Source organism: Acidobacteriota bacterium (assembly GCA_018001935.1).
In the GTDB taxonomy this organism is placed as follows: Bacteria; Acidobacteriota; JAAYUB01; order JAAYUB01; family JAAYUB01; genus JAGNHB01.
This window is the reverse complement of sequence record JAGNHB010000007.1, coordinates 67,716-93,453: the sequence shown is the minus strand read 5'-3', so window position 1 is coordinate 93,453 and position 25,738 is coordinate 67,716. Positions and strand designations below refer to the sequence as shown.

The following is a 25,738-nucleotide window of genomic DNA, read 5'->3' as shown; positions in this document are numbered from 1 at the left end:
TCCCGGAAGTTCTCTCACAACGGTACGGAGAATAGACCATCGCGAGGTGTTCCGATGTTTCAGGAAATCGTCCGTCAAGCCGTTCTGGAAATGGAAGCGGAGGCCGAGGTTTTTCTTTATGGGTCCCGAGTTCGGGGTGAGGTTGGTCCGGAGTCCGACTGGGATTTCCTCGTCCTGCTGCCCGGCGAAGTCGATTTTCCGCGGAAAGCCCGACTGCGGAGAAGACTTTATGAGATTGAATGGGAAACAGGTTGTGTGATCAACGTCCTGGTACACGGCCAGGACGAATGGCGACGTTTCCCTCTCAACACCATGCCGCTTTGGGAGAACATCAAGCGCGAGGGGTGTCGAGTATGAAGGAACTGCACGAATTGATCCGGTATCGTTTGGAGAGGGCGAAAGAGACGGTGGACGAAGCGAACCTGTTGGCGGGGGCCGGCCATTGGAATGCCTGCGTCAACCGTTTGTACTACGCCTCGTTCTATGCCGTGAGTGCGTTGCTGGGAATCCATCCATCCAGACATACCGGCGTTCGGTCGGCCTTCGGGCAGCATTACATCCGGACCGGACTGATTTCAAAAGACCTGGGGACGCTGTACAACGACCTTTTCGAGAGCCGTCTGGAAGGGGATTACGAGGACTTCACGAGGATGGACCCGGAGATGGTCCGCCCCTGGTTGGGCCGGGTAGCCGATCTCCTCCGCGAGATCGATCGGTTGATAACGACGAAGAACAGTTTGCCTTCTAAATGAGATCTTTGTCAAAACGAGCAAGAAACCAGGAGCGACCCCTCAAGCAAGCGGTCGGATGCGGGACGAGGAAGAGATCCTTCAGGGTCCCCATCATTTCCGACCGCGTCCCCTCCGTGCCTCCGAGGACCGTGAACAGGCCAAAAGCCCTGTCGGTCTCCCGAGTGTGGATTCTCGTCAGAATTCCCGGGTGATGGTCGCGAAGCGCTTGAGGATCGGAAGGTGCTGGGTGCAGACCTTCTCGCAGGCCCCGCACTGGATGCACTTGCCGACCAGGGCCTTGATGTCGATGTTGTCCTCGTCCTTGTAGCTCTGCAGGACCTTGCGGGCGTGTTCCTTGCCCCGCAGGACATAGCTGTTGTAGAACTCCATGACGGTCCAGACGGGGATGTCGACGGGGCAGCCCTTGCAGTAGCCGCAGGTGGTGCAGATGTCCCCGATCTTCCTCAGGTACTGCCGCTTGAGCTCCGCCAGCTTCTGGTCGCTGAAGACCTCCAGGTACCGGAGGGCCCCGACGTCCTCGTGCAGCTGCTCCCGGTTGCTGATCCCGGCCAGGGCCACCGTGATGCCCTCCTGGCCCATGATGAAATTGAGGGCGGTCTGCCCGACGGTGATGCCCTTTTGGCGCGGGTTGACCATCTTGCGGAAGTAGTCCTGGTTCCGGGGGATCAGGCCGCCGCCCAGGGGGTTCATGATCACGACCCCGATCTTTTGGTCGACGGCTGCCTGGATGGCTTTTTCCTGGCGGGGGAAGTTCAGCATGTTGTACCCGATGAGCAGGCCTTCGAAGGCGTCCGACCGGATGATTTTCGTCGTGGTCGCGCAGTCGGCGTGGGACGAGAACACGAGGTGGTCGATCAGCCCTTCCTTCTTCGCGGCCAGGGCGCCCTCGTAGGGCCCGCCCGGTTTCATGACCCCCTGGAAGTGCTGCTCGTTCATGATGCACCACATGTGGTAGAAGTGGAGCTTGTCCTTCCCCAGGCGCTTGAGGGTGGTGTCCAGGCGGCGGCGGACGGCCGCGGCGTCCGGCTCCATCCAGATGCCGCTCTTGGAGGTGCAGTAGTACGGCGTGGCCCCGGGCTGCCCCTTGATCTTCCGGTCGATCTCCTTGAACGCCAGGCCGAAGATCTCCTCGCTCTTGTTGTCGACGTAGGTCGGAGCGGTGTCGAAGTAATTCAAGCCAAGCTCGTAGGCCTCCACCATCAGCCGGGCCGGGTCCTCCAGGTTGCCTTTCCTGACCGCCTGCTCGTCGAAGCGCATGCCGCCGAAACCCAGGATGGACACGTTCTTGCCGGTTCTTCCGTACGCCCGGTAAAGCATCCGGGGCAGGGCGGCGGCCTGGGGTTGGGCCCCCAGCCCCATCAGGTCGGGCTTGAGCAGGTCCAGCAGCAGGGCCAGCCCCCCCATCGAGCCCAGCTTCACGAAATCACGCCGGTTCAGACTCATGCTTTACCTCCAGAGCTCTTCTTGAGCAGGTTCCGGTAATAGGGCAGGTGCCAGGCGGCGTGGAAGAGGGCCACGGCCGCCATGGCGACCCCCAGTTCCACGTGCCAGAATTCCAGGGTCCCGATCGCCCTGCGCCAGAACCCGTAGTTGATCTGCGCGGTCAGCAGCAGCCCGATCAGGCAGGACCCGAGGAAGGTCAGCAGGAGGATGACGTTCCAGATCTTGCGGTGGGTCGCGGTCCGGATGCGGCCGGCCCTCGCCAGGAGGCCGGTCAGGAGGTAGAGGAGAACGGCGCCCGCCAGGATCTCCGCGAAATGGTAGGGCGGCGGCAGGGCCGGCCGCGGCGTGAAGGGCCGGGGCGTCGGCGGGGCGGGGGACGCCGCTGCCGGGGGCGCCTGCGGGGCCGGCTCGACGGAAAGCGGGGTCGAGGACGTCCCCGGAACGGGTGCCGCAGGCTTGACCGGTGCGGCCGATTTTGGCGGGCTTCCGCTCTTCGGCGCGGCGGGCCGGGGCGGCGCGACCGGGCGGGTCAGCGCAGGCGGGGGCGGGGTGACCGGCCCCGGCGCCGGTTCGGTGGAAAGCAGCCCGGCCGCGTAATCGCAGACCCCGTCGCCGTCCATGTCGATGGCGCAGCCGCGGTGGCCGTCGCAGTCCGTCCGCCCCCGGGGGCACTTCGCCGGCTGCTTCGCCTGGGCCTCCAGGAAAGCCAGGGTCCCGACCACGGCCAGGGTGACGACGACCAGACGCAAACGCATGGAATCCGCTCCTTTCAAGCCTCCGCGGGGGTACCGCCAAAAGGTCATTATACGCCTGTTCACGCAGAAATGTTACCGCTTCGCCCTCTTCCCCGAAAAGCCGAGGCGCCTGTCGACTTTCGACCGGCGTCTGCGGTATAATCCCCGATTTGGCGGGCCCATCGCCGGGGCCCTCAATCCAGACCATGGAGGAAACATGCTGAAGACCGGTGTGGTGGGTGTGGGCTCTCTCGGGCGACATCACGCCCGGATCCTGGAGTCGATCCCGGGCGTCAAGCTGGTGGGGGTGGCCGACATCAACGAGGAGAACGGGCGAAAGATCGCCCACGAATACTCGACGAAGTACTTCCGGGACTACCGGGACCTGATCCCCCTGGTGGAGTGCGCCTCCGTGGCCGCGCCCACGGTGGACCACCACGCCATCTGCAGCGCGTTCATCTCCGCCGGGAAGCACGTCCTCGTGGAAAAACCCATCTCCGCCACCCTCGAGGAGGGGCAGGACCTGGTCCGGCAGGCGCGGGAGCGGAAGGTGACGCTGCAGGTGGGCCACCTGGAACGGTTCAACCCGGCCTACACCGCCATCCGGGACCTCATCACCGAGCCGAAGTTCTTCGAGGCCCACCGGTTGGGGATCTTCGTGCCGCGAAGCCTCGACATCGACGTGGTGATGGACCTGATGATTCACGACATCGACATGGTGCTCTCCCTGGTCAAGTCCGGGATCCGGGACATCCGCGCGGTCGGGATCCCCATCCTGACGGAAAAGGTGGACATCGCGAACGTCCGGATCGAGTTCGAGAACGGGGTGGTGGCCAACCTGACCGCCAGCCGGGTCTCCAGCGAAAAGGTCCGGAAGCTCCGGTTCTTTCAGCCCGACGACTACGTCTCCATGGACCTGGCCAACCAGACCGTCAACGTGTTCTCCCTCCAGCCGGCGGACACCGCCTTCGGCAAGGAAATCATCACCCGGAACATCCTGGTGGAGAAAGGGGAGCCCCTGCGCTTCGAGATCCTGCACTTCCTGGATTGCGTCCGGTCCGGGAAGGCGCCGCTCTGCGGGGGGGACGAGGGGTTGACGGCCCTCCGGGTGGCCCAGAAGACCCTCGCGGTGATGCACACGGTCTGAGGGAAGGCCCGGGGAGCCCGTTCCCGGGACGCCTCCACCGCAGCCGGCAGGGCCCCTCAGCGCGGCGCGCCCGGGAAGTTCTTCCGGGCACGCTCCCGCAGGCGGGCGGCGGCGTCGGTTTCCCCCCGCCCCTCCAGGATCAGGCTGAGCTGAACCAGGGCCTCGTAGCACTCCGGCTCCAGGTAGACGGCGCGCTGGAAAGCGGTTTCGGCGTCGGCCAGGTCCCCTCTCGCGGCGCAGATGGTCCCCAGCAGGCAGTAGATCTCGGCGGACGCCGACCCCTTCTGCAGCAACGCACGGCTCGCGTGCTCGGCGTCCCGGAGCTGTCCCCGGTCGGCCAGGGACCGGATGGCCCCGACGGGGTCCGGGCCCGTTTCCGCTGGGGGGGGCGGGGGGGCTGCAGGCGGGGACGGAGCGGGGAGGCGGGGCGGCCCCTCCCGGCGGGGGCGGTGGGCGGGCGCCGCCGGGGCACGGCCGACCGGCCTGTCCGGTGGCGGCGGCAAGGGGGCCGTGGACGGCCGCCCGGGGGTGGCCGTCGTCGTCGGGAGGCCTTCCGTCCGGCAGGCGAAGGCCCGCGGGCGGGGCACGGGTTCGAACCCGTTGCGGCAGAAGAAGATCATCTCGGCGTGCCCGACGAACAGCGTCCCGTCGGGCGCCAGGAGGCGACGGACGGTCCGGACCACCCGCGCCCTCGCCTCTTCCGCCAGGTAAATCACCAGGTTGCGGCAGAAAATGAAGTCGTAGGGCTCCCGGCCGAAGAAAAAATCCGGCCGGTTCAGGTTGTCCACCTGGAAGCTCGCGAGGGAGGCGACCTCCGGGGCGAGGTAGAGGCGGTCCTGCCGCCGGGTGAACCAGCGGTTCGTCAGGTTCTCCCAGCCGGGCTCGCGGAAAGAGCGTTTCCCGTAGCCGGCCTTCCGCGCTTTCTCGACGGCCCGGCGGCTGATGTCCACCGCGTCCATCTCGACGTCGGCGGGACGGTAGCCCGCGTGCAGCAGGACCATCAGGGCGGAGTAGGCCTCCTCCCCGGAGGCGCAGGGCGCGGACAGGACGCGGACACGGCGGTTGCCCTCCGCCAGCCGGTCCCGGGCCAGGTCGCCCAGGTACAGGAAAGGCTCTCCGTCCCGGAAGAACCAGGTCTCGGGGACGACGAGGTCTTCCAGCAGGGTCGCCAGGTTTTCCGGCTGACCTCTCAGGAGGCTCAGGATGCCGCCCTCGTCCCGCGTCCCCGTCCTCCGCGCGATCGCCTCCACGGCCCGGTCGAGACCTTCGGGGCCGGTGGTCGCGGGGTCGAGGCCCGCCGTTTCGGCGAGGAGGCGCCCGAGTTCCTCCCGGAAACCGTTCATCGGCCCTCCGGCTCGATGAAGAGGCGGTCCCGGACCTCGTCGCTCAGGATCCGCTCCGGCCGGATCATCTGGAGCGTCCCGGCTTCGTCGAAACTGAGTTCGCCCAGGGAAGGGGTCCCGGGGAGTTCGACCCCGGCGGGGGAGAACGCGGCGCTGTCGAGGGCCAGGGTTTCCGTGACCTTCTCCGCCAGGAGCCCCAGGGTCCGGGGACCCCCGGCGGGGGTCTCGTAGTGGACGAGCATGATCCGGGTGCTCAGGAGGGGAGGGGAGGGAACGCCTTCGTACAGCGCGGTGAGGTCCACGACGGGGACGGTGGCGCCGCGGTAGTCCATCACCCCCGCGACCCACGCGGGTGCCTGGGGAGGCTGGTAGAGGCGGATCGCGGGGACCACCTCGATCAAGCGCGCGGCCTCCATCCCGAAGCGCCTGGGACCGGCCTGAAAGACGAGCAGCAGCATGGGCCCTCCCCGCATCCGATGTCGGGGGGCAGTATAGAGAACAAGCCGGGGGGTGTCAAGGAAAGCGGTCGTCACGGCCCCGCGGCCTATCTGGGGCTTGCCCCCGCGGCCGTCCTGTGGTGAAATAGTCGTGACGGCCCCGGTCCGCGAGGCCGGCGGGAGGACGGGATGGACCGACGGGAATTCTGCCGAGACATGGCCCTGGGCGTCGCCGGGCTCACCCTGGCCGGGGGCGCCGCCGGTGCGCCCGCAGCGGCGGCGGCGGGAACGGGCCCGCCCCTCGCCCGGTACTGGGAGAAAATGCCGGGGAAAAAGGTCCACTGTTTGCTCTGCCCGCACGAGTGCGTGGTGGCCGACGGGGGGAAGGGGCGCTGCAGGGTCCGTCAGAACCGGGGAGGCACCTTCTACACCCTCAACTACGGGCAGATCTGCGCGGTGCACACCGACCCCATCGAGAAAAAGCCCCTGTTCCACTACAAACCCGGCGCCAGTGCCTTCTCCATCGCGCTGCCGGGCTGCAACCTCCGCTGCCGGTACTGCCAGAACTGGCAGATCTCCCAGCACGGGCCCGAGGAACTGAACTGCGTCCACACGCCCCCGGGGCGGACGGCCGCCGCGGCCGCCGCGGCGAAGGCGCCGGTCATCGCCTACACCTACTCCGAACCGGTCGTGGGCTACGAGTACCTCTGCGACACCGCCGACGCCGCCCGCGCCCTCGGCGTCGGCAACGTCCTGATCTCCGCGGGGTACCTCAACCCGGCCCCCCTGAAGAAGCTGATCCCGAAGATGTCCGCCGTCAAGATCGATTTCAAGGGCTTCTCGGATCCCTTCTACCACAGCGTGTGCGGCGGGAGCCTCAAGCCCGTCCTGGACACCCTCGTCACCCTCAAGGACTCGGGGACCTGGTTGGAACTCGTCATGCTGATCGTCCCCACCCTGAACGACAACGTCGCCGAGAACCGCCTGATGTTCCGGTGGATCCGGTCCGCCCTGACCGACCGGGTCCCGCTCCACCTCACCCGCTTCACTCCCTGCTACCAGCTCCAGAACCTGCCCCAGACCCCCGTGAAGACCCTGGAAACCCTCCACGCCGAGGCGAAGAACGCCGGTCTCCAGTACGTCTACGTCGGGAACGTCCCGGGGCACCCCCTCGAGAACACCTACTGCCACGCGTGCCGGAAGATGGTCATCCGCCGGGTCGGCTTCACCGTCGTCTCCCGGGAGATCCGGGACGGGAAGTGCGCTTCCTGCGGCACCGTCATCCCGGGGATCTTCTCGTGAGAGTTCGCCTCGCCTACGACCGGGGCGTCCAGGAGGCCGACCTCCCGGAGGGCCGTTTCCGGTCGGTTCGTCCACCCGGCGGGGCGCCCCTCGCCGACGTCCCGAAAACCCTGGCGGAGGCCCTCGACCACCCGTTTCGAGGCCCGTCGCTTCCCGCTTTCCTTAAAGGCCGCCGGCGCGTGCTCCTCGTCGTCTCGGACGCCACCCGCCGGACGGGGGCCGAGACGGTGCTGCCCCTCCTGAGGGGTTACCTCGACGAACGCGGCCTCGTCCCGCCCGCGGTGAAGATCGCCATCGCCACGGGGATTCACCGTCCCCCCACGGCGGAGGAGACAGGGCCCCTGACGGGCGGGGGGGCGTTCCCGGGCGCCGGGATCGTCGTCCACCGCGCCGACTCCCCGGGCGACCACATCGACTTCGGGGTGACCGCCTTCGGAAACCGGGTCCGCCTCAACCGGGTGGTGGAGTGGGCAGACGCCATCGTCGCCCTCGGCGGGGTGGGCTTCCACTATTTCGCCGGTTTCAGCGGCGGGCGCAAGAGCCTGATGCCCGGCCTGGCCGCCGCGGAAACCATCGCCTTCAACCACCGCCTGGTGCTCGAGCCCGACGGGTCGGGGCGACGGAAGACGGTGGCGGTCGCCGCGCTGGAGGGCAACCCCGTCCACGAAGACATGGAGGAAGCCCTTCGGCGGGTGGGCCTGGACCGGGTCTTCCTCGTGAACGTCTCCCTCGACGAGGTGGGCCGCCTCGCGGCGATCGTCTGCGGCCACGGGATCGACGCCCACCGGGAAGCCTGCCGGGGGTACCTGCAGTCCCACTCCGTCAACCTCCCGGCGCCGGCGGACGTGGTCGTCGCCGGGTCGGGCGGGTTCCCGCGGGACATCAACATGATCCAGTCCCACAAGGTCATCGAGATGGGGCGCTACGGGCTTCGCCCGGGCGGGGCCCTCGTCGCCGTGGCCGCCTGCCCGGAGGGGATGGGGCACCCCGGTTTTTTCCCCTGGTTCCGCTTCCGGGACGAGCGGGCGTTCTGCCGCGAGCTCACGGCCAACTACGTCATCAACGGCCAGACCGCCTTCGCCCTGTTCGAGAAAACCCGGCGCTACCGGGTGATCCTGGTCTCCGGGCTGCCCGACGACGCGGTCCGGGCCATGGGGATGACGCCCGCGCGCCGGCTGCAGGATGCCATCGACCTGGCCGTCGGGGGCCTGGGGGACGACTTCTCCGGGCTGGTCCTTCCCGACGCCGGCACCACCTTCTGCCTCACCGGGAGACCCTCATGAGCCTTCCCCCCGCCCTCCTCCACGAACTCTCCGAGATCTTCGGGCCGGAGCGGACCGTCACGGACCTCGAGCAGCGGCTCTGCTACGCTTTCGACGCCACCAACCGGCCCGTCCTGCCCGACGTGGTCCTGTTCCCCGCGGTCGAGACGGAGGTCGTGAAGACCCTGCGCCTCGCCGCCGCGGAGAAGGTCCCGGTCACGGTCCGCGGGGCGGGGGTCGGCTTCTCCGGCGGCGCGGTCCCCGCCCGGGGGGGGATCGTGCTCTGCATGACCCGGATGAATCGCATCCTCGAGATCGACGCCGACAACCTGGTCGCCGTGGTGGAGCCCGGCGTCGTCACCCAGGACCTCCAGGACGCCGTCGCGCCCCTGGGCCTCTTCTACCCTCCGGACCCCGCCAGCGTGCGGAGTTCGACCCTGGGGGGGAACGTGGCCGAGTGCGCGGGCGGCTTGAGCGCCGTGAAGTACGGCGTGACCAAGCACTACGTCCTCGGCATGCGGTTCGTCCTGGCCGACGGGACCGTGTGCGAGGTGGGGGGCAAGACGGTCAAGAACGTCACCGGGTACGACCTGATCGGGCTGCTCGTCGGCTCGGAGGGGACCCTCGCGGTCATGACCCGCTTCACCCTCAAGCTCCTGCCCCTCCCCGAAACCCGCCGGACGCTCCTGGTGGGCTTCGGGTCGGCGGGAAGGGCAGGGGAGGCCGTTTCCGCCATCATCCGCTCCCGGGTCATCCCCACCGCCCTGGAAATCATGGACCGGGCCTGCATGGACCGGGTGGGCGAATTCAAGGACTACCGTTTCCCCGAGGGAATAAATGCGGTTTTACTCCTGGAGATCGACGGTGACCCGAATGACGTTGACAGAAGAATCAGGCAAGTGCATGAAATCATCGTTGCTCAAAGTGGAAATATTATTTTGGAATCCCGGGTTCCCGAGGAACGCGAACGGGTCTGGGACGTGAGGCGGGCGGTTTCCCCCGCCATCGCCCGCCTGGCGGATACGAAGATCAACGAGGATGTCTCCGTTCCACGTAGCAGAATTCCTGAATTATTTTCGGAGGTTGAGGCAATACGCGTAAAGTACGGCCTCATGATCGTCTGCTTTGGTCACGCCGGGGACGGGAACATTCACGTCAACCTCATGATCCACCGTCACGACGCCGACGAGGTCGAGCGCGCGGAGCGGGCCGTTCGCGAACTTCTGGCGGCGACCGTCCGCCTCGGGGGGGCCATCAGCGGCGAGCACGGGATCGGCCTGTCCAAGCGCGAGTACCTCAGCCTGAACCTCTCCCCGGAGGTCATCGAGCTGAGCCGCGCGGTGAAGCGGGCCTTCGACCCCGCGGGCATTCTCAACCCCGACAAGATTTTCCCCCTGGAACCGGAGCGGGCGGGCTAGGGCGCCCGGGAGCCGGTTCGGTTGCCGGCGGCGGGGAAGGGCACGGGTCAGGTGCGCATCCGGATGACCAGGTACAGGCTCGCGAACCCGAAGAAGATGTTGGGGGCCCAGGCGGCGAAGACCGGCGGCAGCACGCCGAACGCGCCCATGGCCGTGCAGACGTTGAACAGGGCCCAGTAGACGATCCCGATGACCGTGCTGACAGCGATCCCGAACACCGTCCCCTTCTTTCCCATCCGGAAGGCGAAGGGGAGGCCCACCAGCAGCATCACCAGGATGACGAGGGGGTAGGAGATCTTCTTGTGCAGGTCCACCTCCAGGCCCAGGGTGTTGTACCCCTTCCGGCCCAGGCGGGCGATGTAGTCGCTCAGCTCCGTGAAGGAGAGCTTGTCGGCCTTCTTGATCTCGGACTTGAAGTAGGCGGGGGGTTCGATGGCGCGGGACGAGAGGTCCTGGAAACGGAACAGGCTCGTCTTCTCGAACCCGTCCAGCACCCGCCGCCACCCGTCCTGGAAGACCCACCGCCGGGCGTCCTCGTCCCAGCGGGCCTCGCGGACGAAGGAGATCCCCCTGAAGACCGCCTTCTCCAGATCGACGTCGAAGATCCACACGTCGTTGACGACGTTGCGGCGGTCGTCGAAATGCCCGAGGTTGTAGATCCGGCCGGAGGTCCCGACGACCCAGCTGGTCTCGGGGTGGTGGAAGCTCTGCGCCTTGCGGCCCTTGATCTCGTTGTAGAGTTCGTCCTGCCGACGGTTGGTCCAGGGGAGGACCTGCTCCTGCACGACGAAGACGAGGGGGACGAGCAGCACGATCACCAGCACGACGGGCAGGGCGATCCGGTAGACGCTGATGCCGGAGGCCTTCAGCACGAGGATCTGGTTCGACTTCTCCAGCAGGCCGAAGGACACCAGCATGGCGATCAGGACGCAGAAAGGGAGGGCCTGCTGAACCACCATCGGGGTGACGTACAGAAAATATTCGGCTACACGATCGAGAGATACGCTGTTTTTGTAAATGTAGTCCATCAACTCGAAGAGCGTGAAGATGGTGAACAGGGCGACGGCGAACAGGAGAGTGATGGACAGGGCGGCGAGGAATTCCCTGACGATGTACCGGTCCATGATGCGGAACAACCGGAACCGGCTCGGGCCGCCGCCCTCGATCCACTCCTCCACCGGGTCCGCCGCGGGGCGGCCGGCGGGACGGGCCCGGAGGTGCAGGCGGCGGCGGGCCCACCCGGACAGACCGGCCCAGAACGGAAGGTTGAAAAACCGCGCGAAGGGGTGGATCTCGCGGTTGGCGATTCCCAGCAGAACGGCCGCCAGGGCCAGGAAGGCGAGGTTCGGGACCCAGACGCCCACGGACACCGGGTACAGGCCCCAGTAGGCCCCGGCCTTCCAGGAGTAGATGAACAGGAGGTAGTACAGCCCCACGGCCGCCACCGAGATCACGATGCCGGCGGAGCGCCCGCCCCGCCGGGCCCCGACCCCGAGCGGGACCCCCACCAGGGCGAGGGCCAGGCAGGCGAAGGGCAGGGCGAGTCGCTGGTGGTACTCCACCTCCAGGGCAACGACCTCGTCGAAGGTTGGCCGGTTCGGGTTCGAGGGCGCGCGAGCCTGCTCCAGCTCGGCGTCCAGCTGCCCCATGGTCTTCTCCATGTTCCGGAGCGGCGGGGCCTGGATGGAACGGATCTCGTTGAAGGGGATGGTCCCGGCCTCGCTCGTCGCCAGCGAGAAGTTGTCGGGGTCGTCCTGCGGTTGCGTATAGGTGGTTTGTTTTGTTAAATTTACCTGCAGACTGTCCCGGAAGAGCTGGACGTGGCCCTCCCGGGCGAGGTGGAGGGTCAGGCTCCCGGGTTTGGTGCGGTCCACGATGAAGATGCCTTTCCACGTCGAGGTGGCGGGGTCCGAGTCCTCGATGTAGAAGACGAAGTTCCGGAACCGGTCGTGGAACACCCGGGGCTTGAGTTCGGACGCCATGCCGGCCTTGAGGATCTCCACGAGGATGTCCCGCAGGCGGGCGTTGGCCGAGGGGACCAGGTGCGTGGTGCAGAGGAACACGACGGCGGTGGCGCAGAGGGCGACAATGACGACCGGCGGGAGCAGCCGGTTGACCCCGATGCCGCAGGACTTCAGCGCGGTGATCTCGTGGTCGTGGGCGAGACGGCTCATGCAGATCACGACCCCCAGCAGCAGGGCCATGGGGAGCGTCACGAAAAGGACGGCGGGGACGATAAGCCCCACCAGGTTGAAGAACTGGGCGACCGACGCGCCCGCGAACACCAGCGTCCGGGAGATCCTCTGGAACTCCCGGGAAAACGCGATGAAGGTCAGGATGACCACACCCACCACGGTGACGGGGAGAATCTCGAGGTAGATCAGCCGGTGGAGTCTTTTCATCCGCTTGGCCATAAGCCGCGATTTTACCACGTGCGACCCGGGATTGCGGAGCACTATCTTCGGCCCCGGGGTCCCGGGAGGGGACGGCCGCGCCGGGCGGCGCCGTCCGGGGAGGCGCGGACGGACGGATGCCGGTTCGCCCGGCCCGGCCGCGGGTCTTCGGGAAAGGGCCGGATCGACCCGCGCCATTACGTCTGATAAGATATATTATGTCAACTAACCGGTCGGTCCGGGAAATCGGCCGGGGGCACGTCACCCCTCGCGAGGGATGTTGAGGGCATCCAGGAGTTCGCCGTGAATCCGGCCGTTGCTGGCGAGGATTTCCTTCCCGAAGATGTCGAAGGGGCCGCCGCTGAACGTCGTGACCCTCCCGCCGGCTTCCTCGGCGACAACCCGGGCCGCCGCGGTGTCCCAGGGCTTGAGGTGCTCCTCCCAGAACCCGTCGAAGCGCCCGGCGGCGACGTAGCACAGGTCCAGGGCCGCGGACCCGTCCCGGCGGACGGCCTGGGACCGGAGGAGAACGTTTCGGAACCGGCGAAGCACCCCGTCGCTGTGCAGGGCGATGTCGTAGGCGAAACCGGTCACCAGGAGGGATTCGCGAAGGGACCCCGTCGAGGAGCAGCGGATGGGGTTCCCGTTCAGGAAGGCCCCCCTCCCCCGGCAGGCGGTGAACAGTTCCCCGAAGGCCGGGGCCAGGACGACGCCGAGCGTCTCGCGACCGCGCCGCCGAAGGGCGATGGAAACGCAGAAGAAGGGGTAGCCGTGCGAAAAGTTGGTGGTGCCGTCCAGCGGGTCGATGACCCAGAGGTCCGCGGACTCCGCCGGGTCGCGGCGGGTCTCCTCGGTGTAGAAGCAGTCCCCCGGAAACGCGGCGCCGAGCCGGTCCACGATCTCCTTCTCGGCGGCCAGGTCCGCCTCGGTCACCAGGTCGATCAGGCCTTTCTTCCGGATTTCCATCGGGCGCCCGAAGTAGGACATCAGCACCTTGCCGGCGGCTTCGGCGGCCAGGACCGCCTGGCGGTAGCGGTCCGCGATCTCTTGTTCCTCGTTGAACATCATGACTCCTCGTGGGGATGGTCGGGGGCCGCGTCGGGGCCCGAAGCCCCCGGGGCCATCAGGTACCGGGGACGGACCCGCCCGAGGGCCTTCAGCAGGTTCGGGCGAATCGAGGGATTCTGGGCGGACAGATTTTCGATCAGGCGCTTCACGATTTTTCGACGGGATTCCCTGCCGGCGGCCGGGCAGCACCCGTAGACGAGGGGAAACCCGCACTCCGCGGCGAACCGGGTGATGTCGCTCTCCGGGACGTAGACCAGGGGGCGGATGACGGTGATGTCCCCGCAGTCCGCGACGAAGTTGGGCGACATGGCCTTGATGGCGCCCTCGTAGAAAAGGTTCAGGAGCAGTGTTTCGATGAAATCGTCCAGGTGGTGGCCGAGGGCCAGCGTGTGAAAGCCCTCCCTGCGGATGGCGGTGTAGAGGGTTCCCCTTCGGAGGCGGGCGCAGAAGGAACAGGCGGAGGACCCGGGGGTCTGGTGGTCCCGGATGATGGCGGCGTGGTTCTCGTGGAGGGTGTGCACAGTGAACCCGCGGCCGACGAGGTAGTCCCGGATGGTGTCCCACCGGTAGCCCGGGATCCCCGGGTCGAGGTTGAAGGCGGCCAATTCGAAGCGGACCGGGGAGCGACGGCGGAGTTCGCCCAGGACGTGGAGCAGACTGTAGGAGTCCTTGCCCCCCGAGACGGCGACGGCGACGCGGTCCCCTTCCCTGATCAGCGAGAAGTCGGCGATCGCCTTCCCGACGGCGCGCTTGAGTTTCACGAACAGCGGGGAGGGCATCGTTTTCCCCATCACCCCCCCCCTTCCCCGCCCCGCTGGCCGACACGCCGGGACCGATAGTGAAGGAACAGCTCGGAGCCCGCGGCCTCACAGGACACGAGGTCGAGGCGGAAACGGCCGGCCAGGCTCAGCCCGACCCCCGCCACCGGCGTGGGGGCCTCTGCGCCGCCCAGGAGGACGGGGCTGAGGGTGACGAGGACCTCGTCCACGAGGCCGGCTTCGACGAAAAAGGCGTTGACGCGGCCCCCGCCCTCGACGAGGACCCGGTTGCACCCGGCCAGGGCGGGGTCCGCCAGCAGGGCGGACGGGTCGAAGGGGTCGGGCGTGACCAGCCGTTCCAGGCGGGCGGCGGTCCCCGACGGCAGCGGGGCCCCGGGGCCCGGGCCGGCCACCAGGACCCGCTGACCGGCTTGCCGGAAGGCCCTCAGGCCGGGCGGGAGATGGGTGTTCCGGGTCAGGATGCAGACGTCCGGGTGCGCGGCCGCACCCCGCGCGAGCCGCGCGGCGACGGCCGGCCCCGACCGGAGCGCGAACGGGGGGTCCTCCCGCCGAACCGTTTCGCCGCCCACCACGATCAGGTCGACACCGGCGCGGACCCCGTCCAGGCGGTCCCGATCCGCCCGCGACGTGAAGGCGGATCCCGTGCCGTCGGCCGCGGAGATTTTCCCGTCCGTCGACATGGCATAACAGAGGATGACCCGGGGACGATGCATCGCGATCCCTCAATACCCGTTGGTCCGGCGCCCCGATTGCGGTAGAATCCTCCTGCCGGCCGGTCGAGGATGCCCGCGGACGCGCGGTCTCCTTTTTACCACAAATCGCCCCGCTCGTCGGGGGAATCTCGAGACCGCCGGGACGAACCCCCCGGGAGGCCACGCATGAAAAACCCGTTTCTTGTCGGCAGGACCCTCTACCTGCGCCCCCCCGAAACCGGGGACGCGGCCCTGACGGCGGCCTGCACCAACTCCGCCGAGGCCCGGGAGTCCTTCTTCACCCACACGCCGGTCTCCCTCGAGGCCGAAAGGCGCCGTCTCGAAGACCTCGGGCGGCCCGGCGGCGACTACATCCCCCTGGTGATCTGCCCCCTCGGCGTGGACGAGGGGATCGGTCTCACCGCCTTTCACCGGGTGGACCTGGTCAGCCGAGCGGCGGTGTTCTCCATCTGCATCCCCGCTGCCGGCAACTGGGGGAAGGGTTTCGGGACCGAGACCACCCGCCTCATGCTCGCCTACGGGTTCGACATCCTGAACCTCCACCGGGTCCAGCTTCACGTCTGGGCGGAGAACACCCGGGCCATCCGGGCCTACGAGAAGGCGGGCTTCGTCCGGGAAGGCCTGTTGCGCGAGGCCATGAAGCACCACGGGAAATACTGCGACTTCCTGGTGATGGGGATCCTCGAACCGGAGTGGAGGTCCCGCAGCGCCGGCCCCGCGGGCCGGGGGGACGCGAACGGCGGTTGAGCCTCCCCGGGCCGTCATCCCGGGCCTTCGCCCGGAATTTTCCTTGAACCGAACGGCGTGCACCATGTATGATGAGCCCGGAATCCGCGAGGGATTCCGGCCGGGAGATCCATGGCATCGGATTCAAGACACACGAGGCGCATGCGGGTCGGGGCACTGCTGTGCCTTCTGTCGGCGGCCCTGCCCGCGGCCGCGGCCGAGGCGCCGCCCCCCCGGCTCCTGAGGCTGACCTGTTTCGTCCAGGAGCCGTCCGGAGGCCCCGTGGACGGGCTGCCCTCGTCCGGGTTCACCGTCACGGTGGACGGCCGCCCCGCGAAGATCGCCGACTTCGTTCACAACCCCGACACGCCGGTGGCCGTGGGGGTCCTCTTCGACCACGGCGCTCCCGACATCCGCGAGGGGATTTACGGCATCGACCAGCTGTTGCAGGGGATCTACTCGATGCTGCGCTTCGAGGACGACCTGTTCATGGACTCGTACGGTTTCGTCCCGGTCCGGTTCGTCTCCCCGGGCGCCTCCCGCAAGGATGTGCGGGACGTGGTCAGCCGTTTCCGCCCGCACCTCCTGTCCTCCGAGCGAGCCGTCCGGGAGAATTTCGGGAGCCTCGCGATCCCCCCCGACACCGTCCGGTATCCGGCGGGGGGAGATATGGTCCCGGCCGTGGTCGCCCATGCCGTTCGGACCCTTCGGGAGATGCCCCAGCCGCGCAAGGCCCTGATCTGGGTCATGAGCAACAAGGCGGGCAGACCGGGGCGCGAGGTGATGGAGGCCCTGGACCCCTCCATCCCGGTCCTCGCCGTGGTCTTCACCGGGAGCGACCCGGCGGCCGACCGCCTCGCCGCCCTCCAGGCGGCCCTGCGGGAGATCGGCTCACCGCTGGCCATGGTTCAGGACCGGATCGATGCGGCGACAGCCGGCCGGATGGCCTTGGCTAACCTGCTCTGGTGCTACGAGATGGCAATCGAGACCCCCCCGGCGAAGAAAGCGCCCCGGGCCCCCCGGGTCCGGATCGCGCTCCGGGAACCCGGCCTCGAAATCTATTACCCGGCCCGTCCGGGCGGCAGACGCGACAAGCACTGACCAAGGAGGCCCGTATGTGGTTTGAGGAAATCAAGGAACTCCTCATGGCGGAGGACGAGCAGTTCCGGCGGATCGCCGCCGAGCACCGGCGACTGGACAAGGAACTGGCCGACTTGTCCTCCCGAAAGTACCTCTCGCCGGAAGACCAGCGGTTGGAAGCGGAATTGAAGAAGAAAAAACTGGCGGCCAAGGACCGGATGCTCCGGATGGCCGAGGAATACCGGAAAGCCCACGAAGGTGGGAAATGATCGACCGGGAGGGCATCCCGTTCATTCTGGCCGGCCTGCTGATCGCGGTCGCGGGAGGCTTGGCGTCGTGGCCCCTGGCCCTGCCGGGCGTCGTCCTGACCGTGTTCTTTGTCAACTTTTTCCGGGACCCCGCGCGGCGGGTCCCGCCGGGCGAGAACGCCGTCTCCCCGGCCGATGGCCGGGTCATCGCGGTCAAGGGCCTCGACCCGGCCGCCAACGAGGGTTACGTTCAGTTCATCAGCATTTTCATGAACGTCCTCGATGTGCACGTCAACCGCTCCCCCGTGCCAGGGCGGGTCCTCGAGTACCGGCACTGCCCCGGCAAGTTCCTCCCGGCTTACGCGGAACGGGCCCCGTTCGAGAACGAGCGGAACGTCATCGTCGTCGAGGGTGCCCACGGGAGGCTCCGCTTCTCGCAGGTCGCCGGGATCCTGGCCCGGCGGATCGTCTTCCGCAAGCGCGTCGGGGACACCCTGGAAAAGGGGGACCGCATCGGCATGATCCGTTTCGGTTCCCGTGTCGACATCTGGCTGCCGGCGGGGCTCGTGGCCGCCGTGAAACCCGGGGACCGGGTCCGTGCAGCCTGCACCATCATCGCCACAAAGAAGACGGACAATGGAAACCATTGACAAAAAAGCTTTTCCACGCCGAGGGATCTTCATCCTCCCCTCCCTTCTGACCACCGCGAACATCTTCTGCGGCTTCTTCGCCATCACGATCCTGATGACCGGGGAAAAGGGCGCCATGGACCTCGCGGCCAAGGCAATCGGCATCGCCATTCTCCTGGACGGCCTCGACGGCCGGCTCGCCCGGATGACGGGAACGACCAGCCAGTTCGGCCTCCAGCTGGATTCCCTGGCCGACGCCATCTCCTTCGGGCTGGCGCCGGCGGTGATGCTGCTGAACTGGCCCCGCCTGCTCCACTGTCCGCAGGACTACTGGACCTGGGGCTGGATCGCCTGCTTCCTCTACATGGTCTGCGGCGTCATGCGCCTCGCGCGGTTCAACGTCCAGACGCCCGGGATCAAGCACTTCCTGGGTCTGCCCATCCCCGCGGCCGCGGGCGTCGTGGCGGCCCTGGTGCACTTCTCCGCGAAGTACCCCCACCTCCAGATCTTCGACCCGAACGTGTTCATTTACTGGCTCTTCCCGATGGCCACCGTCCTCGGGATCTTCATGATCAGCACCATGCGCTTCGCCAGCATGAAGAGTCTCAGTTTCAACAAGGACAAGCCCTACTTCACCATCGTCCTCATCGCCCTGCTTTTGACGGGCGTCTACTTCTTCTCCCACGAACTGCTGATGGCCATCGCCGGCCTCTATTTTCTCTCGGGGATTGTGGGGACGCTCCGGCGCAAGCTGTTCGCGCACCACTCTCAGCCGGCCCACCACGAGCATGAGGAAGCACCCGCAGAGTAGGTTCACCCCCGGCGCCCTGGCCGCCGCCCTGGCCCTCCTGGCCGCGGGCGGGTGCATCGGGATCCGTCCCCTGCCCCGCCCCGCGCTCCAGCAGGGCTTTCTGCAGCGGAGCGACTTCTGGACGGGCACGGCGGAGTCGGGCGGGGTCACCCTTCGGGCCCGGGTCCTGGCGTCGGCGGCCGACAGCCTGGCCGTTTTCGACGCGGACCTGCCGTCCGCCGGCATCCTTCCCGTCTTCGTCGGCCTTCGGACCACGTCGTCGGCGCCACTGTCATGGCAGAACGCCCGCTTCACCCTGCAACCGGGGGGGAAGCCGGTGTCGCCGGTCCCCTTCGAGCGGGTTCAGAAGCGCCTCCTCAAGCGCTACGGCGTCCGCATGTACAGCGACGCGGAAATCGAGGCCTTCCGCACGGCCTTCAGCGCGTTGCAGCTCCCCGAGGGGCCCCTGGACGCCGGGCGGGAGGCGTGGGGCGTCCTCTACTTCCCGATCAGGGAACCGAAGGACCTCGACCGGGAGTTGACCCTGGGCTTCCTGGGCTTCCTGGGCGGCGCCGAGCCCGTCCGGATCACCCTGCGATGCCCCGCCGAAGCCCCGACGGACCTCTGAGCGGGCTCCCGGCGAGGCCCGTTCCGTTTCCCCGGTGCCCCATCACCGAATTCTATCGATGACAGGAGTCCCCATGAACCCGACCCGCAACATCCCCGTGAAGTTCGTTTACCCCAAGGACGAAAAGCACCGCGTCGAATTCGCCAACCAGTTCGCCATCATGCAGGTGGACATGGACGTGATCCTGGACGTCTGCGTCGTGGATCTCAAGCAGGTGCTGGACATCAACCAGAAGCTGCAGACCGGGACGGCCCAGCCCGACGACATCCTCGAGGCCAACGTCATCCACCGGATCGGCATGTCCATCAGTTCATTGGTCAAGCTGAAGCAGCAGCTCGACCAGATCTTCCAGAACCTCGAGAAACAGGGGGTGCTGATGAAGAAGATGGACGGCGGGCTGGCCCCGGGGAGCATCCAGTAAGCGCTTGCCGTTCCGTCGTTTCGACAACCGTCGGGACGACGGTCCCGGCAGCGATCCGCACGACCCCGGCACCCCGGCTAGGGACCAGCGGGATCGTGATCCGAAACGCCGCGTTTTTCTCAAGGAGGATAGGGATGAAAAGCCTGCGCACTGCCGGATTGATTCTGTCGGCCGTCACCCTGCTGTCGGTCCTGGGGTCGTGTTCCGCCGAGACGCCGCGGGAGGCGGCAAAGCCGGACTCCACGGCCGCCGCCACGGCGTCGCCCGAGCCCAAGCCGTTCACCCTCCCCGCGTCCGACACCTTCACCCTGGTCACCGACGCCGGGGAGATCACCATCAAGCTGGAGCCCGGGCAGGCCCCCCGGAACGCCTACCAGGTCAAGCAGCTCGCGGCCAGGGGGTTCTACGACGGCGTCGGCTTCCACCGGGTCCTCCGCAACACCATGGTGCAGGCCGGCTGCCCCAACAGCAAGGACCGGAACTTCTACGACGACGGCAAAGGCGACGCGGGGGTGTTCATCCCCTTCGAGGACAACGACCTGAAGATGACCGCCGGCGCCGTGGCCATGGCCCACGGGCGGGACAAGGACTCCGCCTCCAGCCAGTTCTTCATCTGCGTGGCCGACTACCCCAAGTGGGAGCACGAGTACACCATCATCGGCCGGGTGACGAAGGGCCTGGACGTGGCGAGGAAGATCTCCCTGGCCCCCACCCTCGCGCCCGACCTCCCGACCCACCCGAAGGACATGGTGGTCATCAAGAGCGTCCGCTTCGAGGAGCCCCCGCCCCCCAGACCCGAAGAGAAAGGCAAGGAAAAAACCCGAAAGTAGGTGGTGGCGCAAGCTTCAGCTTGCGCGCATCGTCGTTGCCGATCAAGATGCCCACGTGGCCAGCCCCGCCGGCAGCGAGTCTCCGAGCCGCCCTTGTCCGGCGGCGAGTCTTCGAGCTGCCGCTTTCGGGACGTGCCGACACACTTCTTCCGCCCTGGGCTGACGACCGGATGATCCGCTCTTCGCCCAAGCGGTCGAAGTCGTCCGGCCAGGACGTAATTTGCGTGCGACGCCCCGAACCCCGCAAGAATCCCCTTGACTCCCCGGTGGTCGTCCGATAAGTTGACCGCGAAGGCAGGCAGGGAACCTTGACGACATTGCAGATACTCCAGCCCGGCGACCTCGTCGCCGACCGCTTCCGGGTCGAGCGCCAGGTCGGGCGCGGCGGGATGGGGACGGTGTACCGGGCCCTCGACACCGAAAGCGGCGACACGCCCCTGGCCCTCAAGGTCCTCCACGACCTGGAGCCCTCCTCGGTGGCCCGTTTTCACCGCGAGGCCTCCCTCCTCTCCCGGCTCGTTCACCCCGCCATCGTGTGCTACGTCGCCCACGGTCTCACCCCGGGCGGAAACCCCTTCCTGGCCATGGAGTGGCTGGAGGGGGAGGACCTCGCCGCGCGGCTCAAGCGCGGCCCCCTGATGCCCGGCGAGGTGGCGGCCCTGGCGCGGCGGGTCGGGTCCGCCCTGGGCCTCGCGCACGGGATGGGCGTGGTGCACCGCGACCTCAAGCCCGGGAACATTTTCCTGGAGCGGGGGGAGGTGCGCCGCGCCCGGGTCCTCGACTTCGGGGTCGCCCTGGCCCGCACGGCCACCCTGACCCTCACGGCCACCGCCGACGTGGTGGGGACGCCGTTCTACCTTGCCCCCGAGCAGGCGCGGGGGGCCCACCACGTCACGCCCCGGGCGGACGTCTTCTCCCTGGGGTGCGTCCTGTTCGAGTGCCTGACAGGTCGGAAGGCCTTCGACGGCGACTCCGTCCTCGCCGTGCTCGCCGCCATCATGGTGTGTGAAAACCCCTTCAGGGGAAAACATTTCCCGGGGGTCTCCGACAAGATCCGGGGATGGGTGTCCCGGATGCTGGCCAAGGAACCTGACCGCCGTCCGGCGGACGGGTCGGCCGTCGTCGAGCTGTTCAAGGCCTGTGTCATTTCCGGGGAGGCGGACGATGAGCACCCCGGTCCGGCGACATCCCTCAGCGTCCGGGAACAGAAACTGGTCACCGTCATCGCGGGCAAACCCGCCCGACCGACGCCGGGGGCCGCCCTCGACGCCGGCCTGGTGCGCTCGCTGGAACAGTCGGCCCGGACGTTCGGGGCCCGGTGGGAATCCCGCCCGGACGGGACCGTGCTCCTCACGCTCACGGGCTCGGAACTCGCCCGTGACCAGGCCTGCCAGGCCGTCCGGTGCGCCGTCAACCTTCGGGACGCGTTCGGGGGCGGGGAGCTCGTCGTCACGACGGGCAACACCGAGATGGACGGGGCCACCCCGACCGGCCCGTTGACCGAGCGGTACGCCGAGATGCTCAGGACCGTCCGGACGGACCCCGACACGACGCGGGGCGCCATCTACCTGGACGGGGCGACGGCCGGCCTGGTCCGCGGGCATTTCGAAATCCGTGAACAGGGCGGCTGGATGACCCTGGACGAGGGGGCGAGCGAGGCGGTCCCCGCGCGGAGGCTCCTCGGGCGGCCCACGCCCTTCGTGGGGAGGGAGCGGGAGCTGGGCACGCTGCGGGGCCTGCTGGCCGAGAGCACCGCGGACGGGGTGGCCCGGGTGGCCCTGGTGATCGCCGAGCCCGGGATGGGGAAATCCCGCCTCGTCTCCGAGTTCCTGGCGGAAGTCCGGCGGGCGGGCGACGTGTTCGTGCTCACCGCCCGGGGTGATCGCATCAGCCTCGGGGCACCCTTCTTCCTGCTCCGGGAAATGATCCGGGGGGCGGTGGGTCTTCAGCCCGGGGAGCCGGACGCGGAGGGCCTCCGGAAGCTCGACCGCTTCCTCGGCCGGGTCCTTTCCGGCGAGCCGAGGGACAGGGTCTCACACTTTTTCGCGCCCATGCTGGGGCTGCCGGCGGTCGCCCGGCCGCGGGCGCACCTCCCCTCGGGTGAACTCAACCCCCGGGCCCTGGGCGACCAGCTCCGGCAGGCCGTGGAGGTCTGGCTGGCGGCGGAGTGCGCCGACCACAACGTCCTGGTGGTGCTGGAAGACCTCCACTGGGGCGACGTGCCCACGGTCCACTGCCTGGACGCGGTGTTGAGAAACCTCTCCGAATCCTCCCTCTTCGTCCTCGCAACCGCCCGTCCCGAGGTCCACGACCTGTTTCCGGGGTTGTGGGCGGCGCGCGGCGTGCAGGAAATCCGGCTGGCTTCCCTGTCACGCCGCGCCACCGATCGGCTGGTGTCGGAGGCGATGGGGCCATCGACCCCGGAGGAGGTCCGGGCGAGGATCGTCGCACGGTCCGCCGGGAGCCCGTTTTTCGTCGAGGAACTGGTGCGGGCGTTCCGCGACGACCCGGCCCTGACCCTCCCGGGCAGCGTGGTGGCCATGGTCCTGTCGCGCCTGGAGCGTCTTCCGGTGGAAGCCCGCCGGGTCCTGAGGGCCGCGGCCGTCTTCGGGCAGGTTTTCTGGCAGGGGGGGGTCGCCCATCTCCTTGGCCCGGACTGGCGGGTGGGAGACGTCGAGGCCTGGCTCTCCCGGCTCGTGGACGAAGAGGTGGTCGCGGCCGTCCCCCAGAGCCGGTTCCCCCCCGGGAAGGAGTACGAATTCCGCCACGCCGTGATGCAGGAGGCGGCCTACGGCATGCTGACGGCCCCGGACCGCGCCCTGGGTCACCGCCTGGCCGCCGGGTGGCTGGAGCAGGCCGGGGAGCGCAACAGCCGGGTCCTCGCCGAGCACCACGAGCGCGGCGGGGAAGCCGGGCCCGCCGCGGGCCTCTACCGCCAGGCCGCGGGGCAGGCCCTCGAGGGGAATGACCTCGAGGGCACCCTCCACTGCGTGCAGCGGGCCATCGCCCTGGGGGCCGGCGGTGAGCTGAAAGGCGAGGTTCACGTTCTCGAGGCCGAGGCCCTGGACTGGCTCGGGCGGATGGACGAGGCGATCCGCGCCGGGTTCGACGCCCTGGCGCTCCTCCCGCGTTACGGGACCGGGTGGCTGCGCGCCGCGGGGTTGGTCGCGGAAGCGGCGGGGACCCAGGGCGACCTGGACACCGTCGAGGTAATGACCACGGAACTTGTCGGGGCGGTACGGAATACCCCCCCCAATGCCGAACTGGTCCAGGCCTGCACACAGGCGGCGGTGAAACTCCTCCTGGGGGGGCGCCCCCAGGCGGCGGAACCCCTCCTGAGGTCCGTCCAGGGCCGGATGATCCCTGACGATCCCCTCCTCCGCGCCTGGCTGGAGCGTTGGCTCGGCTTCAAGTGCCTGGTTCAGGGGGATTCGGCCGGGTTCCTCGTGCTGATGGAACAGTCGGCGGAGCACTTCGCCCTGGCGGGGGACCTCCGGAACGCCTGCCTTCAGCGCGGAAACGCCGGGTGGGCCTACGGGGACCTGGGCGCCTACGACGATGCCCGGCAGGTCCTGACCCGGGCCCTGGCGTCGGCGGAGAAGCTCGGCCTGGAAGGCGTCGCCGCTTCCGTGCGCACCGACCTCGTCCCGGTCCTGGCCTGCCTGGGGCTGACGGACGAAGCCCTGGAAGCCGGCGCCCTGGCCGCCCGGGCCGCCGCCGGTCAGGGGGAACTGCGCATGGAAGCCATCGCGCGTCTCCACCGGGCCCTCATGCTGCTCCAGCGCGGCGAACGGGCGGAGGCCGACGCGGAGATCAACCGCTCCCTGGCCTGTGCCGAGCAGATCCTTCCCACCCGTGCCTACGCGCTGGCCGTCAAGGCCCGGGTCCTCCTGGCCGGGGGAGATCCCGCGGCGGCCCTGGAGACCGCCAGGCAAGGAATCGGCATCCTCCGTGAACTCAGGGCGCTCGACGCGGGGGAATCCTTCCTGCGGCTGGTTCACGCCGACGCCCTGGCGGCCTGCGGGTTTCACGGCGAAGCGGAGGCGTTCATCGGGGCCGCGCAAGAAAAGCTCCGGGAGCGCGCGGAGCGCATCGTGGATCCCCAATGGCGCCGGAGTTTCCTGGAACGCGTCCCCGAAAACCACCGGACGATGACCTGGGTCCCCTGCCCTGCCGACCCGCCCTCCCCCTCGCCGGAACAGGCCTGAAGCCGCGGTCGGCCGGACCGCGACGCGGGTTCGCGAAGCTGCGTTTGACGATCTTCAAATTCTTTCCAAAAGGGAAGTTGGAAAACCGCCATGACGCCGCGCGTTTCCGGGACGACCTCGCACCCGGTGAACAGGTCGCGGAAGGGTCTCGACGCGAGCGGGTGCCCCCGCCCGGACTCGGCGTCCTCGAGACGTTTCGGCGAAACCGGCCCCCGCCCGAGGTCGCGGGTGTCGCGGGTCCCCAGGGCTTTAATGCCGGCCTGCCGGCAGTACGCCGTGCGCGCCGCCTCCTCGCTGTCGACGAAGCCCGGGTTGTTCGGGGCCGCCGCCTCGTCGCCACCGCAGAGGATGGGCATGCCGTCCTGGCTCATCAGTTCGGACGGCATTGCGTCGAGGCGGAAGACGTCGATGCCCCGGTTGGCCCAGAAGGCGAAGATCCGGTAGACCTCGCGGACAACCCGCGGGTTCGCGTAGTTCAGGTCGAACTGGAAGGGGTAGAAGGCGTGGTACACCCACTTGATCCGGAGGCCGGCGGAGCGGGCTTCCGGCCTGAAAAACCCGTTCACGGCGGATAAACGGAGCCGAACACCCTGACGGTTGTTATTGCTTCGTCGTCGGGGCGGCCTTGCGCCGGAGGAGGTAGAGGACCAGCGCCACGGGGAAGATGAGGATGGCGATGAACTGGGAGGTGGAGATGTGCACGAGGATGAACCCCCGCTCGTCCCCCCGGAGGAACTCGATGAGGAAGCGGAAGAGGGAGTAGGCCAGGGCATAGGTCAGCACGATCTGGCCGTCGAAGGCTTTCCGGCGGTAACGGAGGAGCAGGAAACCGAAGAGGAGCAGGTTGAACACGGCCTCCATGGCCTGGGTGGGCCACAGAGGCCGGTTGAGGAACTCGTTGGGGACCTGGCACTGGATGTCGCTGAAGGTGACGCCCAGCGGCGAGTCCGTTGGGGCGCCGTGGCAGCACCCCGCCATGAAGCAGCCGATCCGCCCGAACATGTGCCCGAGGGCCAGGCCGGGCCCGTAGGCGTCGGCGATCTTCCAGCCGGGCAGCTTGTACTTGCGGAAGTACCAGATCGAATAGAGGGCGGCGAAAACGAAGCCCCCGTAGAAGACCCCGGCCGAGCGCAGGTACTCGATGGTGAAGATGTTCGCGGGGTTGGACAGGTAGGTGCTGTCGGTGACGATGAGCAGGAGTTTCGCCCCCACCAGGGCCACCAGGATCATGGTGACGGTGAAGTCCCAGATCAGGCGGGACTCCTGCTTCTCGTAGCGCTTCGCCAGAATGGAGGTGGTGATCAACCCCGAGAAGAAGCCCGCGGTCACCAACAGGCCGTAGGCGGAGATGGGGAAGAACCCGATGTGAAATTCCGAGGGGAACATG

25 protein-coding genes are annotated in these 25,738 nt (G+C 68.2%); 16 read left to right on the top strand and 9 right to left on the bottom strand.

What is annotated here, in order from left to right; all coding sequences use genetic code 11:
• Window positions 1-54 precede the first annotated feature (54 nt).
• Entirely contained in the window at window positions 55-357 is a 303-nt protein-coding gene (locus tag KA419_04665) for a nucleotidyltransferase domain-containing protein (protein MBP7865221.1), read from the top strand.
• Window positions 354-752: a HEPN domain-containing protein gene (locus tag KA419_04660; protein MBP7865220.1), complete on the top strand. Its 399-nt coding sequence runs from the start codon at window positions 354-356 to the stop codon at window positions 750-752. The genes KA419_04665 and KA419_04660 overlap by 4 nt, the downstream gene beginning before the upstream one ends.
• A gap of 174 nt (window positions 753-926) precedes the next feature.
• On the opposite strand, the gene KA419_04655 is transcribed toward KA419_04660, so the two are convergent.
• Entirely contained in the window at window positions 927-2,195 is a 1,269-nt protein-coding gene (locus KA419_04655; GenBank protein MBP7865219.1) for an aldo/keto reductase, read from the bottom strand.
• Window positions 2,192-2,950: a hypothetical protein gene (locus tag KA419_04650; protein ID MBP7865218.1), complete on the bottom strand. Its 759-nt coding sequence runs from the start codon at window positions 2,948-2,950 to the stop codon at window positions 2,192-2,194. The genes KA419_04655 and KA419_04650 overlap by 4 nt, the downstream gene beginning before the upstream one ends.
• A 196-nt stretch (window positions 2,951-3,146) precedes the next feature.
• Here KA419_04650 and KA419_04645 point away from each other — a divergent pair, with 196 nt between their 5' ends.
• On the top strand, window positions 3,147-4,076 hold the full coding sequence (locus KA419_04645; protein MBP7865217.1) for a Gfo/Idh/MocA family oxidoreductase: 930 nt from the start codon (window positions 3,147-3,149) through the stop codon (window positions 4,074-4,076).
• A gap of 56 nt (window positions 4,077-4,132) precedes the next feature.
• On the opposite strand, the gene KA419_04640 is transcribed toward KA419_04645, so the two are convergent.
• Together KA419_04640 and KA419_04635 are read right to left on the bottom strand one after the other, a co-directional pair.
• On the bottom strand, window positions 4,133-5,419 hold the full coding sequence (locus KA419_04640) for a tetratricopeptide repeat protein (protein ID MBP7865216.1): 1,287 nt from the start codon (window positions 5,417-5,419) through the stop codon (window positions 4,133-4,135).
• A complete protein-coding gene (locus KA419_04635) occupies window positions 5,416-5,877 on the bottom strand; it encodes a chemotaxis protein CheW (GenBank protein MBP7865215.1) in 462 nt (153 codons plus the stop codon). The genes KA419_04640 and KA419_04635 overlap by 4 nt, the downstream gene beginning before the upstream one ends.
• Window positions 5,878-6,045: 168 nt before the next feature.
• On the opposite strand from KA419_04635, the gene amrS reads away from it, so the two are divergent.
• From amrS to KA419_04620, 3 genes are read left to right on the top strand one after another with little or no spacing between them, the layout of a single operon-like run.
• Window positions 6,046-7,158 (top strand): AmmeMemoRadiSam system radical SAM enzyme, encoded by a 1,113-nt coding sequence (gene amrS, locus KA419_04630; GenBank protein ID MBP7865214.1) that lies wholly within the window; start codon window positions 6,046-6,048, stop codon window positions 7,156-7,158.
• Entirely contained in the window at window positions 7,155-8,441 is a 1,287-nt protein-coding gene (larA, locus tag KA419_04625; GenBank protein ID MBP7865213.1) for a nickel-dependent lactate racemase, read from the top strand. The genes amrS and larA overlap by 4 nt, the downstream gene beginning before the upstream one ends.
• The gene (locus tag KA419_04620) at window positions 8,438-9,838 is read left to right on the top strand and encodes an FAD-binding protein (GenBank protein MBP7865212.1); all 1,401 of its coding nucleotides are present in this window, start codon (window positions 8,438-8,440) and stop codon (window positions 9,836-9,838) included. The genes larA and KA419_04620 overlap by 4 nt, the downstream gene beginning before the upstream one ends.
• Before the next feature lie 47 nt (window positions 9,839-9,885).
• Here KA419_04620 and lptG read toward each other — a convergent pair whose 3' ends face one another.
• The 4 genes from lptG to KA419_04600 all read right to left on the bottom strand — a co-directional run bounded on the left by lptG (window position 9,886) and on the right by KA419_04600 (window position 14,791).
• Window positions 9,886-12,240 (bottom strand): LPS export ABC transporter permease LptG, encoded by a 2,355-nt coding sequence (lptG, locus tag KA419_04615; protein MBP7865211.1) that lies wholly within the window; start codon window positions 12,238-12,240, stop codon window positions 9,886-9,888.
• A gap of 252 nt (window positions 12,241-12,492) precedes the next feature.
• Window positions 12,493-13,296: an inositol monophosphatase gene (locus KA419_04610; protein ID MBP7865210.1), complete on the bottom strand. Its 804-nt coding sequence runs from the start codon at window positions 13,294-13,296 to the stop codon at window positions 12,493-12,495.
• Complete coding sequence (gene ttcA / locus KA419_04605) at window positions 13,296-14,078, bottom strand: tRNA 2-thiocytidine(32) synthetase TtcA (GenBank protein MBP7865209.1); 783 nt, start codon at window positions 14,076-14,078, stop codon at window positions 13,296-13,298. The genes KA419_04610 and ttcA overlap by 1 nt, the downstream gene beginning before the upstream one ends.
• Window positions 14,079-14,089: 11 nt before the next feature.
• Window positions 14,090-14,791: a RibD family protein gene (locus tag KA419_04600; protein ID MBP7865208.1), complete on the bottom strand. Its 702-nt coding sequence runs from the start codon at window positions 14,789-14,791 to the stop codon at window positions 14,090-14,092.
• 165 nt (window positions 14,792-14,956) lie between these two features.
• Between KA419_04600 and KA419_04595 the strand changes: the two genes are divergently transcribed.
• The 10 genes from KA419_04595 (at window position 14,957) to KA419_04550 (ending at window position 24,926) form a co-directional block, all read left to right on the top strand.
• Window positions 14,957-15,538 (top strand): GNAT family N-acetyltransferase, encoded by a 582-nt coding sequence (locus KA419_04595; protein MBP7865207.1) that lies wholly within the window; start codon window positions 14,957-14,959, stop codon window positions 15,536-15,538.
• 141 nt (window positions 15,539-15,679) lie between these two features.
• A complete protein-coding gene (locus tag KA419_04590) occupies window positions 15,680-16,618 on the top strand; it encodes a hypothetical protein (protein ID MBP7865206.1) in 939 nt (312 codons plus the stop codon).
• 14 nt (window positions 16,619-16,632) lie between these two features.
• Window positions 16,633-16,866 (top strand): DUF465 domain-containing protein, encoded by a 234-nt coding sequence (locus KA419_04585; GenBank protein MBP7865205.1) that lies wholly within the window; start codon window positions 16,633-16,635, stop codon window positions 16,864-16,866.
• Entirely contained in the window at window positions 16,863-17,495 is a 633-nt protein-coding gene (locus tag KA419_04580; protein ID MBP7865204.1) for a phosphatidylserine decarboxylase, read from the top strand. The genes KA419_04585 and KA419_04580 overlap by 4 nt, the downstream gene beginning before the upstream one ends.
• The gene (gene pssA / locus KA419_04575) at window positions 17,482-18,285 is read left to right on the top strand and encodes a CDP-diacylglycerol--serine O-phosphatidyltransferase (GenBank protein MBP7865203.1); all 804 of its coding nucleotides are present in this window, start codon (window positions 17,482-17,484) and stop codon (window positions 18,283-18,285) included. Before KA419_04580 ends, pssA begins: the two co-directional genes overlap by 14 nt.
• Window positions 18,263-18,892: a hypothetical protein gene (locus KA419_04570; protein MBP7865202.1), complete on the top strand. Its 630-nt coding sequence runs from the start codon at window positions 18,263-18,265 to the stop codon at window positions 18,890-18,892. Before pssA ends, KA419_04570 begins: the two co-directional genes overlap by 23 nt.
• A gap of 73 nt (window positions 18,893-18,965) precedes the next feature.
• Window positions 18,966-19,313: a hypothetical protein gene (locus KA419_04565; GenBank protein ID MBP7865201.1), complete on the top strand. Its 348-nt coding sequence runs from the start codon at window positions 18,966-18,968 to the stop codon at window positions 19,311-19,313.
• 134 nt (window positions 19,314-19,447) lie between these two features.
• A complete protein-coding gene (locus KA419_04560) occupies window positions 19,448-20,143 on the top strand; it encodes a peptidylprolyl isomerase (protein MBP7865200.1) in 696 nt (231 codons plus the stop codon).
• A 308-nt stretch (window positions 20,144-20,451) separates the two neighbouring features.
• A complete protein-coding gene (locus KA419_04555; GenBank protein ID MBP7865199.1) occupies window positions 20,452-24,351 on the top strand; it encodes a protein kinase in 3,900 nt (1,299 codons plus the stop codon).
• 44 nt (window positions 24,352-24,395) lie between these two features.
• Complete coding sequence (locus KA419_04550) at window positions 24,396-24,926, top strand: hypothetical protein (GenBank protein ID MBP7865198.1); 531 nt, start codon at window positions 24,396-24,398, stop codon at window positions 24,924-24,926.
• Between the two features lie 25 nt (window positions 24,927-24,951).
• On the opposite strand, the gene KA419_04545 is transcribed toward KA419_04550, so the two are convergent.
• Window positions 24,952-25,737, bottom strand: a complete 786-nt coding sequence (locus tag KA419_04545; protein MBP7865197.1) for a prolipoprotein diacylglyceryl transferase — start codon at window positions 25,735-25,737, stop codon at window positions 24,952-24,954.
• Between the last annotated feature and the right edge of the window lies 1 nt (window position 25,738).